This window comes from Frankia sp. CeRuru1, from assembly GCF_977966315.1.
The window spans coordinates 1-15164 of sequence record NZ_CDWWEW010000084.1 but is presented as its reverse complement, the minus strand read 5'-3'; the positions used below and the strand labels follow the sequence as shown (position 1 = coordinate 15164).

At 69.3% G+C, this 15164-nt stretch carries 10 protein-coding genes, 1 tRNA gene and 1 pseudogene; 3 read left to right on the top strand and 9 right to left on the bottom strand.

The annotated features are described in order from the left end of the window. From AC08OP_RS08875 to AC08OP_RS08860, 4 genes are all read right to left on the bottom strand, one after another. Positions 1-1174: FHA domain-containing protein (locus AC08OP_RS08875; RefSeq protein ID WP_476613754.1), on the bottom strand; the 1174-nt coding region annotated here is incomplete at its 3' end. A 208-nt stretch (positions 1175-1382) separates the two neighbouring features. Continuing rightward, the gene (locus AC08OP_RS08870; protein ID WP_476613753.1) at positions 1383-2456 is read right to left on the bottom strand and encodes a diguanylate cyclase domain-containing protein; all 1074 of its coding nucleotides are present in this window, start codon (positions 2454-2456) and stop codon (positions 1383-1385) included. A gap of 287 nt (positions 2457-2743) precedes the next feature. Further along, on the bottom strand, positions 2744-4576 hold the full coding sequence (locus tag AC08OP_RS08865) for a RyR domain-containing protein (protein WP_476613752.1): 1833 nt from the start codon (positions 4574-4576) through the stop codon (positions 2744-2746). Positions 4577-5101: 525 nt separating this feature from the next. Then, positions 5102-5863, bottom strand: a complete 762-nt coding sequence (locus AC08OP_RS08860) for a hypothetical protein (RefSeq protein ID WP_476613751.1) — start codon at positions 5861-5863, stop codon at positions 5102-5104. A 40-nt stretch (positions 5864-5903) separates the two neighbouring features. On the opposite strand from AC08OP_RS08860, the gene AC08OP_RS08855 reads away from it, so the two are divergent. Then, positions 5904-6308 carry a polysaccharide pyruvyl transferase family protein gene (locus AC08OP_RS08855; protein ID WP_476613750.1) on the top strand — a complete coding sequence of 135 codons (405 nt, stop codon included), beginning with the start codon at positions 5904-5906 and terminating at the stop codon, positions 6306-6308. 106 nt (positions 6309-6414) lie between these two features. On the opposite strand, the gene AC08OP_RS08850 is transcribed toward AC08OP_RS08855, so the two are convergent. Then, positions 6415-7515 carry a glycosyltransferase family 4 protein gene (locus tag AC08OP_RS08850; protein WP_476613749.1) on the bottom strand — a complete coding sequence of 367 codons (1101 nt, stop codon included), beginning with the start codon at positions 7513-7515 and terminating at the stop codon, positions 6415-6417. Positions 7516-7941: 426 nt separating this feature from the next. On the opposite strand from AC08OP_RS08850, the gene lysS reads away from it, so the two are divergent. After that, positions 7942-9393: a lysine--tRNA ligase gene (lysS, locus tag AC08OP_RS08845; RefSeq protein WP_476613748.1), complete on the top strand. Its 1452-nt coding sequence runs from the start codon at positions 7942-7944 to the stop codon at positions 9391-9393. Positions 9394-9530: 137 nt separating this feature from the next. On the opposite strand, the gene AC08OP_RS08840 is transcribed toward lysS, so the two are convergent. From AC08OP_RS08840 to AC08OP_RS08825, 4 genes are all read right to left on the bottom strand, one after another. Next, positions 9531-9621, bottom strand: a tRNA-Ser gene (locus AC08OP_RS08840). A 74-nt stretch (positions 9622-9695) separates the two neighbouring features. After that, entirely contained in the window at positions 9696-12053 is a 2358-nt protein-coding gene (locus AC08OP_RS08835; protein WP_476613747.1) for a [protein-PII] uridylyltransferase, read from the bottom strand. A 244-nt stretch (positions 12054-12297) separates the two neighbouring features. Then, positions 12298-12639 carry a P-II family nitrogen regulator gene (locus AC08OP_RS08830; protein ID WP_011434886.1) on the bottom strand — a complete coding sequence of 114 codons (342 nt, stop codon included), beginning with the start codon at positions 12637-12639 and terminating at the stop codon, positions 12298-12300. After that, positions 12636-13925, bottom strand: coding sequence for an ammonium transporter (locus AC08OP_RS08825; protein WP_476613746.1), 1290 nt, complete (start codon positions 13923-13925; stop codon positions 12636-12638). Before AC08OP_RS08825 ends, AC08OP_RS08830 begins: the two co-directional genes overlap by 4 nt. A gap of 672 nt (positions 13926-14597) precedes the next feature. Here AC08OP_RS08825 and AC08OP_RS08820 point away from each other — a divergent pair. Next, positions 14598-15164, top strand: a pseudogene (locus AC08OP_RS08820) (NlpC/P60 family protein); the annotation flags it as partial.

The following is a 15164-nucleotide window of genomic DNA, read 5'->3' as shown; positions in this document are numbered from 1 at the left end:
GCTCGGCTAGAGCGATGACGGCGGGGACATCGGGAGCGACCCAGGCCGGGGGCTGCCGGGGCGTGACGGCTACAGGGGAGGGGTCCGTGGTCCGGACCCTGCTTGGCAGGTCGGCCGTGCCGAACCTCAGATGCAGGTGATCGGGGTCATGGCGACGCCGCTCCCACAGCGTCGCAGTCGGTCCCTGAGCGGTGGCGAGCAGGCTTGCCGGATCGGGGTGGTTGCGATGACGCTCGGTGCATTCCGCCGCGAGCGCGGCACGAGCAGTGGCCTCGACGTCGTCCCGCTCCTGTCGGTAGCGGGCCATGGCTGCACGGAACTCCCGACCCTCCCGCCGTCGGCCGCTCACCACGGAGGCGACCAGGCTCACCGGCGCCAGCACCGCGAAGAGCAGAACGTAGACTGTCCGCAGCAGGGCAGCCATGCCTAGGGCGGCGACGAGCGGCAGCACCGTCGTGAGGACCGGGACCGGGACACGGCGGGGTTCGGCGGGTGCGGCCGGCAGGACGAAGACGGACTCCCGCTCCAGCGGATGCAGGCGAGGCGGACGGTTGACGTCGAGCATGCCAGGAGCGGAGACGGACGGGCGGGTCAGCACCGTGAGCGGTGCGGGCCGCACGAGCAGCAACGTCACCGGGGCGATCCGCACCGCGGCCAGGATGGTGCCGGCAGGCGACGATGGGTGGTCGCCGACGACGGCCGCGCCCGGACCGGCTGTGACGGTGCACCGACCGCCGACCTCGACCCGGATGGTCAGCGCGGGCTCGTCGCTGCTGTGACCCCCCAGCGTGATAGTGCAGCCGGGTCCCGAGCCGACGGTGAACTCACCCGCCGGCAGGTGATGAATGTCGCCCGCCCCGGGCCCACCGATGATCATCATGTCGACCAGACCCGTCCCGCGGACCCGCCGGGACACCGCGGCATCAAGGCTCACCACCGCACCCTCCCGCAGCGGCGAGGAGGCCAGGGTCGCCTCCGGGTCGAGTGGACGGACGGTACCGGAGACGTTGATCGAGGGCCCGGCCCGCGCCAGTGTGGGAGTACGCCGATGCGGGCGGACAGCGGCGGCCATCGCCCCGGCCACCGCACGGAGCGGGGTTTCCGGGGCTGCGGTCAGTAGTACGTCCGTGCTGGAATTCCGGGTGGCATCGAGGACGGTGAGGGTGAAGCGCATGTATGGAAGATACGGCGTGGAAAAGCGGGGAGCGGGACGGGCCGACGGGGAGTTCTTCTACTTGGTGTTGTGGTCGAAATATGTGGTGGCGCAGAAACCACCATGACGACTCATGGCGAGTCGCAAGGATGATGCTCCCGCCCGGCCGTGCGTGCCATCGCCCGGGTGCGCATCACCTCCGCACCCGCCAGCTCCACCATGGCGTCACTCACCTCGGCAGCGTCGGCCGGGATCGGGAAACCGAGCGCAGGTTCGGGTGAGCGCGTCTGGCCGGTCGGAGACGGCCCGGCCGACAGGCCACTCCGACGCTCACTGACATGCTGATCCGATGACCGTGCACGTCCAGCGGTTCGTCCAGGGAGGAGATGAGCCGCTCGGCCAGGGTCGCGGCCTCGGCTGCGGTAACGGGTCCGGTGACGATGACGAACTCGTCCCCGCCCCAGCGCCCGAGAAGGTCGCCGGGGTGGAGTACCTTCGAAAAGCGGCGGGCGGCGGCATCCAGAACGGCATCGCCCGTCGGATAGCCGAAGGAGAAATTGACTCGACGAAATGCATCCAGGTCAAGGAAGAGAACGGCCGTTCCGCGGTTGTTCCCGGTTTTGGCCGTGCCTGTTGTGATGGCCGTGCCGGCGGCGGCTGGCAGGGCGTGTCCGGGGGTTGTTCCGGGCGCCACGGTGGTCACAGTGTCCGGCGGGCCCGCGGCCAGTCGGGCAGCGAGAAGCGCGCGCAGCCCCGTGCGGTTCACTAGCCCGGTTGTCGCATCTGTCGACGCGTGATGCCGCAGCTCCTCCTCCCGCTGGTGTCGCTCGGTGACGTCGTCGACGACGACGACGATCAGACCGTCACCACGGATCAGCGGGCGCAGGCGTACGTCGAGCCAACGATAACCATGTGGTGTCGGTTTCGGGATCTCGATCCGGGCCTGCTTGCGTCGTCGGTCGATCATCTGCCGGGACAGGATCGCCAGTGCCCGCACCGGGGCAGCCGGATCGGCGAGCGCCGCGGCGGCCAACAGGGTCGCGGGTCGGGCTGTGGCTCGTTCCGCCGGCCGAGCCGCCGGCCGAGCCGCTGATCGAGCCGCTGATCGAGCCGCTGAGTTGGCCGCGTTGTCGCATGCCGCCAACCAGCTGATGCCCGGCCGGACGGGGAGCAGGGCCACCCCGGTGGCGGCATTGCGGCGCCAGGCCTCGTTGAGGCGGGTCACCGTTCCCTCCGGGCTGAGCACGGCGACCGACAAGGGGAGGGAGTCAAGGACGGCCACCGCGACGTCGTCGGTCAGCACCGAGCTGGTTCCTTCCGACTGCCGGTCCAGGGGTGGCCGGGTAGGTGAGTTGGACGTACCTGCCTTGCGGTACTGGACACGGGTGGGTCTGCCGTGGGAGCGACGAGTCACGCGCTCCCGCGGCCGGGCGGGACTGCTGTGGTGAGATCAATCCGATCATCCCGGCCTCCTCGTATACGTGTTTTCGTTTTTGCTGACCGGCGTGCGGAGTGGGGGTTGGGTGAGTGCGGCGGGTGCGGGCGGATAGTGACTCCGCTGGGCGAGGGTGGCTGCAGCCGGTCAGCCGGTCAGCTGCGGCGACGGACAATATGGAATCCCGCCTCGGCCAGAATCATCGGTATCAGCCTGATGGTCTCGCGGTCCTTCTCGCGACTAGGGGCATCAAGGCCATCCCACGGCACAAGCATGGGATGAGTTTTTCGATCGTTGTCCCGGTGGGGTCCGTACCGCCACCCGTTAGCCTGGCGCTCGACCATCCACCGCTCGTGTTCTCGCTTCGCGAGAATTTCAACCTCGTTGTGCTGCGCGTCGGTCACATTGAAAGAAAAGGGATCGTCCCGGACAGTGCCGGCAACGATTCCGCAGCCGATCATATCGAGTTTCCGGCGGATGTCGCGGGCCTGTTCGTAGTTGGCGTTGCGAAAGTCCTCCGAGAGATTTTCCCAGGCGACGAGCGCGCGGTTTTCTTCCGGTCTTTCGCCGGCTTCCATCCGCCGCCGACAGTAGTCCCGGTGTATTCCTTTGGCGAGCTGTTCGACCTGGGGATCCTGTAGCTGGTCGGGATCGCAGACGCGGTCCAGCAGCGGAAAAACGGTGAGGCCGCGGTAGAGGATGTCCAGCGGTCGCGCGCCGTCACCGCTACCGAAGGCCTGCCCGAAGGGGGTCATGCGGTCCACCCGAACGATCACCTTGCGGTGTCCGGGCAGCCGGGAAACCGCAAGAGCCTTGCGTAACGCCAGTTCCTCGTCCTCGTAGCAGATGAACACCAACTGCATGGTACCTTCCGGGGCGTATCCATCCAGGAGAGTGTTCAGGTCGACCTCGTCGGAACCCGTATCCTGGCAGGTGGTGTCTATCGTCGCCTCGACGAGGCCATAGCGGGTCTGCAGCAGCCTCAGTACACCGCTGGCATTCTTGTCGATGAGGGTCACCTGCATCCGCGACGTCGCACCTACCTCTCTGCGGCGCCGCGCGAGTTCCAGGAGCAGCTCCCGGCCGAACGGGCCCATGCCCACTATCACGACGGACAGACCGGGGGGCGCGAACGCGATCCGTTCGTCGTCGAGCAGAAGACCTGCACCGAGACGGGCGGTGTTGAAGAACTCGACCGTGAGATGACCGATGTGTTCCCTGCCGAGCAGAAGCGTCCACAGGGCGTCGAGCACGTCAGGATCCGACTCCTCCGCGTAGCATGTCAGCGGGCGGTGGCGCTGGCGTGACACCTGCTCCGCCGCCGCGACGACAGCAGCGTTATATCCGGACGCAGTCCCACACACGTACAGTTGGTCGGCCCGGGCCACGCCAGCCCGCCGTAACACATCCTCGCGACGCGCATCTCCTCGTAGCAGGACCAGACCTAGACGGCGGGCATGTTCCGCGATTTCGATACTGTCGGCGTCATCGATCAGTACAACCTGGCGGGACGCGGCCCGCAGGCGTTCCGCGAAGGCAAGCGCCGTCGGTCCGCTGCCACAGATGACCGCGTGCCCCCGGGACAGCGTGGCCTGGAGGGCGGCCATCGGTTTGACCAGCGCATCCGCGAGTACATAAGCAGTGGCCGTAGGCGCCAGGAAGCGGGCGATCTCAAAGGAGATCGGGAGACCGACATCATTGGGCAGGTCCGGTGGCTGGACGAAGAAAAGCCCCAGGCTGCCGTAGGCGATGTCGGTGGCGCTGAGGCCGGCGCCGGGGCTTCGGGACATCTGCCAAAGCCCGACCGCCCCCAGGCTGAATGCTGAAACCGCGGCAAGCAGGCATAGGCGTCGCCAGCCGGCGGGCGGCTGGAACAGTCCGTTGAACATCCAGCGGACGGTCCGCACCGGGTGGCGCATCCGGGAGGAAACGACTGCCACGGCGCCTTCCATGTTCCGAAAAATGATCAGCAGAACATCATAGAACACGGTGCCTACCAGCCTCCTGTCTCCTCCGCCGGCCAACAGTTCAGCCAGGCCCGGGGACCGGACATCGGGAGGTTTAGTTGGGGAGCCGGACCCGTGATTGATCTCTCCCTGATATTCATCGACAAGATATTCCGACGACCGGGAAAGTAACGGAATCGATGTCCGCCGGGGTGAGGATTCAGCGGGTGAATCGACGGCGGCCGGCGGCCGGCGACTCGCCGGGCATGGCCCCCTTCCGCGGCACGCGGCGCTGCACTCACACGCACCCCTCTCACCGGTGCCCGGCAGGAGCCGGCGGAAGCGGCCACCCTGGCCTGGCGGGTGCCGTGCTCACCTGGTCCCGGCCTGAGCCGCGCTGCTGGTCCCGGTCTGAGCCGATGGTTCCGGACCACCGCGCGGCGCATGCCGCCTTGCCCGGTTGCCGTCAGGAACGTCCCCGCCAGTCATACCCGAAACGTCCCCATCAGCCATACCTGATCGCTACCCGGCCGGGTCAGGATAACGCGAGTGGCGCAACGCCAGCCATCACTCACAGGTATTGGGTAGGTACTCCTCGATGAATCGGGCGGGGATGACGGAAGGGTGTTCTCTGTGGTTGGTGACGAGGCCGCTCACAGGCCGGGGCGAATCGTTCCTGAAAGTGGCAGCTACGAGGGTAGCGCCGGGTGCGGCCCTGCCACCCTGCTCCGGGACCTTGCCGGCGAGCGGGGGTGGCCCCCGACGGAGCTGCGGGCGGGCGGCGCTCGGCCGGCAGCCCTGCTGGTGCCACCGGCCGGTTGGGGCAGCCTCGGGGATGAGGCCATGATGCGTGTCGCCTGGGCGGCGCTTGCAGCCCGGCACGGTGCGTACTGCCGCTACGTTGACGTCGGCGCCCCATCCTGGCAGCGCACGCTGGGGACGGCTCCCGCAGGAGATCTGGAACCGGTGCTGCTGGCACGGGGCGCGGCCGCCTGGGATGCGTGGCTGGGCATGGTTCCGCTGCTCGCATCGGTCACCGAGGTCCACATCCTCGGTGCGGACATCCTGGACGGAGCCTACGGTGCCGAGCTCGCGGTCCGCTACGCGCAGCTGGCCGCGCTGAGCCTGCACGCCGGCGCCCAGGTCACCCTGCTGGGGCACAGCTGGCGGGCACAGGCAGATCCGGCCGCAGCCCGCGCGCTGCGTTGCCTGAGCGGACATGTGCGGGTGTGCGCGCGGGACCCGCACTCCCAGGTCCGGCTGGCCACGCTCGGCATCACCGCCGAACTGGTCGCCGAGCTGGCTTTCCTGCTCGAGCCGGATCTCCACCAGCCCGGTGGGGCGCCGGCGCGGGGAACAAGGCGATCTGATGCTCGCCGAGCGGCTGCACCGCCGGCTGGACGAGCGGGAACCCGGACGTGCCCACGTGCTGCACACCGACGCCGGACCGGCCGGAGCCAAGGCACTCGTAGGTGCGGTGGACATGGTCCTCACCGGTCGGATGCATCTGGCGGTTGCGGCGATCAGCCAGGGTGTCCCCCCTCTGGCGGTCGGCTACCAGGACAAGTTCTCGGGCCCGCTGGAAAGCGCGAGGCTGCCGGCATGGTGTGAACTCGAACCCGCCCAGGCCTGTGCTGGCGAGCGTCTCGCCGATGTGCTCCGCACCGTTCTCGCGCAGGCGCCCGCGCTGCGCCGCAACCTGCGGGCCGCCTGGCCGGAGCTGATGGCATTGGCTCGCCGCGGCCTGCCGGACGCCACTGGAGAGCCACACTGAGCCGGAGCGGGGTCCGGTCCGGGCACGAGGTCCGGCGAAGCCTGAGCTGGATGTGTGGTCAGTTCGTGGATTTCCGTCAGTTCCCGAATCCGCGGTCAGTTCAGGGTCATGGGCGCGGCGGTTCGGGCCGCAGGCGAGAGGCCCGCGGCTGTGAGCGGCACCGTTCCCAGAGCGTGAGGTAGGCGCGGGCCATCTGGCGGTCGGTGAAGGTGCTCACGGCCGCCTGCCGTGCCCGTTCCCCCAGCCGGTGGCGCAGGACCGGATCATCCCGCAACCGGCACAGCGCAGCGGCCAGGGCGGCCGGGTCGCCAGCGGGCACGAGCAGCCCGGTCTCGCCGTCGATCACTGCTTCGGGGACGCCGCCGACCGCTGTCGCCACCACCGGCAGCCTGGATAGCATCGCCTCGACGATCGCCAGCGGAAAGCCCTCCGTCCTGGACGGCAGGCAGAAGACGTCGAAGCCGGCTAGGGCGCCGCGCGCCGCGTCGGACCAGCCGGCGAGGGCGAACCGGTCGGCCACCCCGCTGGCCGCCGCGAGTTCGATCAGCTGGCGGCGCTCGGCCCCGTCACCGACGACAACCACGTTCGCCCCGTCTATCGTGGCCAGAGCGGCGATGAGCACGTCATAGCCCTTCATCCGATCGAGCCGGCCGAGGCTACCTACCACCATCGGGCCCGGCCTGGCCGGCCGGTGCGGCGGGGCGCCGAGGTCGGGGACACCATTCGGGATGCTGCACACCGAACCGCGTCCCAGGACGTAGAAGTCCTCCACCCGTCGCGCGCTGCCGGCTCCCACGGCGACCCGAGCGTCCGCCCGCCGCGACAGCGCCCTGGTCCGCAGGAGCAGCGGCAGGTCAGTCGTCCGCAGCGGAAGCTGATCGACGGCGACGACCCGCAGATCGCAACCGGCCACTCCGGCCGCCAGACCGGCGGCCAGCATCGGCGCGCACGCCCACGGCACACACCGGTTGACGTGCAGGACGTCGGGGCGTACCCGGCGCAGCAGCCGCACGTGCGCGCCAGTCCCCCCGCGCACGACATGGACGGACGCGCCGCCGCGCCGACGGCCGGCGACCCATTCGACCAGCCCGGCGTCGGAACCGGCAACCTGGACGTCCAGGCCCGGATCCGCCGCCGCCGCGAGATTGCCCAGGCTGATCTCGGCGCCCCCACGGCCGGCTGTGTCGGTGTAGAGCAGCACCTTCACGCGATGACCACCCTATTCACCTCAACCTGTCGAACCCAACCCGGTCACACCCAACCCAGCGGAGAACATGTCCGGACGTATATGAACAAAACAAGGCGCAGAAGAGCGTTTGACTGTCGTGATACCCGCCACCAATCGTGATACCCGCCGTCAAAGGAACAAGCCCTGCGGCCCCTGGCCGCGTCGGCGTCCGAGCGTTTCGCGATCATGGAGCTGGCCGTGCCCGGCATCTCGCGGAAGCCACGATCGACCACTATCAGGATGACCTACGCCGGCTGTGGTTCGCTGAGGGTCGGTAGGCTGGAGCAGTCATCTCTGGAGCAGTCATCTACAGGATGGCGGTCCGTCGCCTGGCCCGCCCGGGAGCGTTCACGCAACGCCACCCTCGTGGCTAGCTGGTGCTTTCTGCGGCAAGAGGGTGTGTTGATGTCGATCGAGGAGTCCGGGGTAACCGAGGTGGCGGGGCCGCGGTCCGGCTACCGGACCGACGCGGTCGCGGCCGATGCCGCAGCCGCTCCCGACGGGACGGCTGTCCGTCTCGCCGGCCGCGTGGTCCTGTGGCGCCGTATGGGCGGGCTGATCTTCGGGCATCTCCAGGACCGTAGCGGCCGGGTGCAGGTTTCCCTGTCCAAGACCGATCTGGGTGCCGAGGTCGTCAAGGAATGGTCCCGGGCTGTGAAGATCGGCGACTTCGTCGGGGTCGCCGGCAGCCTTTACACCACCCGCCGCGGCGAACGGACCGTCGCCATCTCCGAGATGACGGTGCTGAACCGGACCGTGCGTGCCCTTCCGGACAAGTGGCAGGGCCTGTCCAACGTCGAGGCCCGCTACCGCCGCCGCTACCTCGACCTGCTCGTCAACGCCGAGTCCCGGGAACGCTTCCAGACCAGAGCGAACATCATCAGGCGGATTCGGCGTTTCCTTGACGACAACGACTTCCTCGAAGTCGAAACCCCGATGCTGCAAGAGGCAGCGTCCGGCGCCGCGGCCCGCCCGTTCATCACCAGGCATAACGCCCTCGGTGAGGACTTCTACCTGCGGATCTCCCCCGAGACCTATCTCAAGCGGATCGTCGTCGGCGCCTACGACCGCGTCTACGAACTCGGCCGCAACTTCCGCAACGAAGGCATGGACTCCTCGCACCTCCAGGAGTTCACGATGCTGGAGTGGTACGCCGCCTACTGGGACTACCACGACAACATGGCCTTCGTCCGCGAACTGATCCTCACGGTCCTCGACGACGTCCTCGGCACCCGGGCGGTTACCTACGAGGGTGTCAAGCTCGACTTCGGCACCGACTGGCCGGAGATCGACTACCGGGCCGAGGTGGAGCGGCGCACCGGCATCGACCTCACCGTCGTCCGTGATCTTCCCGCTCTGCGCGCCCGGGTGGCCGAACTCGGCCTGGACGTCGGGACCTCCCCGTCCTACGCCGGCCTGGTAGACCTGCTCTACAAGAAGACGGTCCGACCCGATCTCGTCCAGCCGTGCTTCCTCGTGCACCACCCGGCGGAACTAGTCCCGCTGGCCCGGCGCAGCGACACCGACCCCACCGCGCTTGACATGTTCCAGGTCGTGGTGAACGGCGTGGAGATCGTCAAGGCCTACTCCGAACTCGTCGACCCCGCCGAACAGCGGCAGCGGCTTGAGGAACAGGCCGCGCTGCGGGAGGCTGGCGACGACGAGACCATGATGCTCGAAGAGGACTTCATCGAGGCCATGGAATACGGGATGCCCCCGATGTCCGGCCTCGGGCTCGGCATCGACCGGTTCGTTGCCCTGCTCACCGACGCCCCGACCCTCCGCGATGTCGTCCTCTTCCCCACCATGCGCGGCGCCCACAAAGACCAGACAGCCCCCGTCGAAGATGACCTGTGACGGCCCCGGCCCGTGGGATTCCCTCGTTTCGACTCGCCCGTCCGTGGTCCCGCCGAGGCCACTGCCGCCGACTAGACATGCATGATCTTGAAATTGTCCAGGCGTCCCGAACATACGTTCAAAACGCCTGGTCGATGCGGAGGCTCGGGGATTTGAACCCCGGAGGGGGTGTATGCCCCCAACCGCATTAGCAGTGCGGCGCCATAGACCGGACTAGGCGAAGCCTCCCAACGTGCCTGCTCATCATAGCGTCTCCCACGACGGTGCTGACGCTCGGTCCGAGCGGATCCCGGCGGGCTGGATCACGTCTGTGTGGTCCGGCCGGCCGGTTCCGCGCGGTCCATGGGTTCCATCGGTCCCAGGGCCGCGAGGATCGCGTCCGCGATCTCACGGCGCCGTCCGCCGTCCGCCACCGGACCACCATCGGCCTCCCGCACGTAGAAGGCGTCCACCACGTCTAGTCCGAGGGTCGCGACGATGGCGGTGGCGACATCGAGTCGCAACCCGGACAGCGCCCGTACGATCCGGTACAGCACGCCGGCCTGGTCGGGGGCGCGTACCTCGATCACGGTCATCGATCCCAGGTCGTCATCGAAGATCACCTGAGGTGCGCCGGGCGTGGTCCACCGCTTGGCCCCGGCGTAGTCGCGTTCCCGGGCGGCGAGCCGACCGGCGACGTCGAGGGTGCCGGCGAGCGCGGCCCGCAGGTCGGCGAGCAGCCGCGCCGGCTCCGGTACCCGTCCGTGCGGCGCGGCCACGGCGGCCTGCAGCAGCGCCCGACCGCCGTTCCTCCGGGCCGAGGCCCGCCGGATGTCCAACCGGTTCAGCGCAAGGACACCAGCGATGATCGCCAGCAGTCCGACGTGGTCGGCGCTGACCACCACGATCTCGAACATGCCCTCGTCCGGCAGCGGATTGACCTGGACAACGTGCTCGTCGGGCAGCGCGAGCAGGTCACGCTGCCGATCGTCGAGGTGCGGGGGACACGGGACCCGCTCGCCGCCGAGGGCGGCCCGGGCCCGCTCGACGAGGTCACCGATCAGCCGCGCCTTCCAGGCGTTCCACGCGGTCGGGCCGGTGGCCCGGGAGTCGGCCTCAGTCAGTCGGTGCAGCAGGGTGAGGATCCGCACGCTGCCGGCGGACGCGGCGACGCTCTCGATTGTTCCGGGATCGTCGATGTCCCGCCTGGTCGCGGCCTCGCCGAGAAGCAGGTGGTGGCGGACCATGGCGACAAGCACGTCAACGTCCTCGGGCGGCAGGCCCAGCCGGGGGCCGATCCGTTCGATCTGCACGATGCCCGCGTCGGTGTGGTCGCCGGGGAAGCCCTTACCGATGTCGTGCAGGAGGGCGCCGAGCAGCAACAGATCCGGCCGGTCCACCTCGCGGGTGTGCGCGGCGGCCCGCGCCGCGGCCTCCATCAGATGCCGGTCGACGGTGTAGCGGTGGTAGGGATTGCGTTGTGGTCTGCTGCGCACCGCCGCCCACTCCGGGATGAGCCGGACGAGCAGCCCCACCTGGTCGAGGGATTCCAGCACCCCCACGGCCGCGTCGCCGGTGGCCAGCAGCGTAACCAGCGCGTCACGGGCGGCGTCAGGCCAGGGGTCGGGCATCGGTGGAGCCTCCCGGGCCAGCCGGTCGACGGCGTAGCGGCCCAGCGGGAGCCCGCTTCGTGCGGCCGCGGCGGCGGCCCGCAGCACCAGGACCGGGTCCTTCGCCGGATCGACGTCCCGGGCGAGCTGGACCTCGCCGTCCTGGTCGACCACCCCTTCGCCGAGGGGGCGGCGGGCTGGCCGCCGGCCGCCACCGCGCCACCGCGCCACCGACCGCAGGCCGGCCGCGACCCGGTACCAGGTGGTGTCCCAGGTCCAGGAGATGGCGCGTCCGGCGTCGGCGACCGCGTGCGCGAGCGCGAGCGCGTCGGCGTAGCCGAGCATGGTGGCGACCGCCTCGGAGTCCTGGAGCAGGAGCCGATCGTGGGCTCGTCCCCGACTCAGCCGGCGGATCTCGCCGCGGGCATCGAGCAGCACCTGACCGGCGGCGGTTACCCGCTCGGAGGGGGACTCGGCGACCCAGGCCGCCGCGAGGGCGTGCAGGGCATGGACGTCACGTAGCCCGCCGCGGGATTCCTTCAGGTCGGGTTCGAGCAGGAACGCGACCTCACCGAGCCGGGCGGCCCGTTCCGCGACGGCCTCGGCGAGCTCGGGCAGTCGTTTCGGGGCATGGGACCGCCACCGGGCGCGAGCCCGCTGGGCGAGTTGCGTGGCCAGCGTCGCGTCACCCGCGACGTGGCGGGCGTCGAGCAGGCCGAGCGCGGCCTTAAGGTCACCGTCGGCCACCATGATGGCCTCGTCGACGGTGCGCACGCTGTGATCGAGGCCCACCCCCGAATCCCACAGCGGATACCAGACCGCGTCGGCGACGGCGGAGATGTCGTTCTGTTTGCCGTCGTGGACGAGGACGAGGTCGAGATCGCTGCCGAACGCGGGCTCCGCGCGTCCGTAGCCGCCGACGGCCACCAGGGCCATTCCCGGCCCGGGATCGCCGAACAGGTCGACTAGGGCATGGTCGGCGAGGTCGGTGAGGATGCGGCGCAGCCGTGGGCCGGTCGCCGTGGGCAGGCGCTCGGAGCGGCCCTTGAGGATCTCCAGGCGGTCCGTCATGGCTGTCCTCCTCCGTTCGGCCGTCTGGCCGTGATCGATCTCGGATCTGGATCGATCACGGCCAGCGGAGCGCCGAGCCGAGGACACAGAAACGCGCACCAGCGCAACTGTGGTCTCGGGTGGTGCCGGATCGTGCGGTGTCGCGGGTGGTGCGTGGTGCCGGGTGGTGCGTGGTAACGGTGATGGATGGAGTCGGGTGGTGCGGTGGAGCCGTGCCGCGGTGGCGTTGCCACGCCCGGCACTACTACAGCGCGTCCGCCCCCCGCTCGCCGGTACGGACCCGTACCACCGACTCGACCGGAACGACCCAGATCTTGCCGTCGCCGATCTTGCCGGTCTGCGCCGACGACGTGATCGCCGCGACCAGATCGTCGACCGCCCCGTCCGCGACGACCACCTCGATCTTGATCTTCGGCACGAAGTCGACCTTGTACTCGGCGCCGCGGTAGACCTCGGTGTGGCCCTTCTGCCGGCCGTAGCCCTGGACCTCGGAGATCGTCAGTCCGTGCACGCCCAGGGTCTCGAGCGCCGCCTTCACGTCGTCGACCTTGAACGGCTTGATGACGGCGGTGACGAGCTTGGTCATGCCTGGGCCTCCTCGGGCACCTTGACGGGGCTGATGCTGCTCGTGGGCAGCGAGCCGCTACCGCCGATGGACGTGAAGCGGTACGCCGTCTCCCCGTGCAACGCCTCGTCCATGCCGGCGATCTCGTCGTCGGCGTTCAGCCGGAGACCGATGGTGTACTTCAGGGCGAGAGCGATGATTGCCGTCACGACGGCCGAGTAGCCCAGCGTCGCGCCGACGGCGAGCGCCTGCTCCCCGAAGACGCTCCACGGGCCGCCGTAGAAGACGCCGTCCTTGCCGGCCTCGTTCGTGTCGACAGTGGCGAAGAGGCCGGTCAGCAGGGCGCCGAGCACACCGCCGACCAGGTGGACCGCACCGACGTCGAGCGAGTCGTCGATGCCGACCTTGCCCTTGATCGAGGTGGCCAGGGCGCAGACGACGCCAGCGATGCCGCCGACGGCGATCGAACCCATCGGAGAGACGAAACCACAGGCCGGGGTGATGGCTACCAGACCCGCGACCGCGCCGGACGCGGCTCCCAGGGTGGTCGCCTTGCCGTCGCGCAGCTGCTCGACCGCGAGCCATCCGAGGATCGCGACGCCGGTCGCGATCTGGGTGTTGAGTAGGGCGTACCCGGCGACCTTGTTGGCGCCCAGCGCGGAACCCGCGTTGAACCCGAACCATCCGACCCACAGGATGCCGGTGCCCAGGAGAACGAACGGGACGTTGTGGGGACGGAAGTCGCCGGTCGGCCAACCGGCCCGCTTGCCGAGGACCAGTGCCAGCACGATCGCCGCGATACCGGCGTTGGCGTGGACGACCGTGCCGCCCGCGAAGTCCAACGCGCCGCGCTCGAACAACCAGCCCTTGCTCGCCCACACCCAGTGTGCGATCGGCGAGTAGACCAGCAGCGACCAGAGCGGGATGAAGATCGCGAAGGCGCTGAACTTCATCCGATCGGCGATCGCGCCGGTGATGAGGGCGGGCGTGATGATCGCGAACATCAGCTGGAAGGCGACGAACACGACGTACGGGATCGCGCCGTCGCTGCCGGAGAGGTCCTGGAGCGCCAAGAAGTCGATTCCGCCCCAGAAGCCGTTACCCTCGCCGAATGCGACGCTGAACCCGATGACCGACCAGATCAGCGTGACGATCCCGATGCAGAAAAAATTCTGCATGATCATTCCGAGCACGTTCTTCGCTCGGACCATGCCACCGTAGAAGAACGCCAGTCCGGGCGTCATGAACAGCACGATCGCGGAACTGATGAGCATCCACGCGGTATCGCCCGAATTCAATTTGTCCATGTCTCTCCTGTCATTCCCCGCGCGATGCGCGGACTGCGCTCACCCGGTCCCCGGCCACGCTGCGCTCGTCCCGGATCCTCGGGTCCGAAGAGTCGGCAAGATCTGTTCCCGACCTATGTCTTAGCTGTTTCTGACGTGTGAAATCGCTAAATTGGGTGGCCTGTGACCCGATCTCGTCGGCTGGCGGTGGGTACTTGGAGACTCTCCGCTCGTCACGGCGTGCTTCCGTGACTGTATAACTGCATAGAGTTACCGTCCGGCGGTGTGAGCAGTGTCCCCACGGAGGGCTGGCATAGCGCCGGCGAACCGCGCCCCGGGCCCCGCCGTCCCCGTGCTGTCCCGCCATCCCGGTTCGGCCAGCGAACTTCGAAACACGTCGCAAGGCAGACTCCCGCCGCCGGCCCGACCGACGGTCCCCAGCCGACCGGGAACGATCCGACCGGATGGCGCCCGAAAGCCGGAGCGCCCATTGTTCTCGGACTGGTCGGCATTCTCGTCGCCGGGCCTCCGGTTGTCTGGGGGTTTGCCGGATCCGCCTGGGCGGCGCCGGCGACTCCGGCCTCCGGGTCGGCCCCGGGGAGCCCGGGGAGCCTGGAGAGTCTGCAGGCGGAGATCAACGGTACCCGGGTACGGCTGGACGAATCCACGCGTCAGACGGCGATTGCCACCGAGGTGTTCAACGCCGAACGTATTCGGCTGGCCGAGGCCGAGCGGGCCGCGGCCGCCGCGGCCGGGCGGGTCGACCGTGCTGACGATGCTGTACGGCAGGCCGCGGACAAACATCGGGGGTTGGCGGTGTCGGCGGATCGGGCCGGGGGATTCGGGCAACTGTCGTTGCTGCTGACCGGCGACCCCCGACAGGTACTCGACCGGGCCGGTACGGTCGATGCGCTGGCCCGCCGGCAACGTGTGGCGGACACCGGCCTGCGGCTCGCGCGTCGGGATCTCACCGAGGCACGCCGGAGCGCTGACATGGCACTCGCGGGCAAGAGGAAGATCGTCATGCGGCTCGCCGCGCGGAAGCGGTCCATCGAGGCGTCCGCCGCCGAACAGCGCAGTCTGCTGCAGCGGCTCGAATCCCGCTACGCATTGCTGGAACGGCAGGCCAGGGAACGTCAGGCCGCCGCCGCGCGGGCCCGCAGGGCGGCGCAGGCCGCCGCCGCGGCGGCGGCGGCCAGGAAGGCCGCGGCCGAACGGGTCCGTTATCGGAAGGAGTCGGCCGCGGCTGCGACCGCGGGC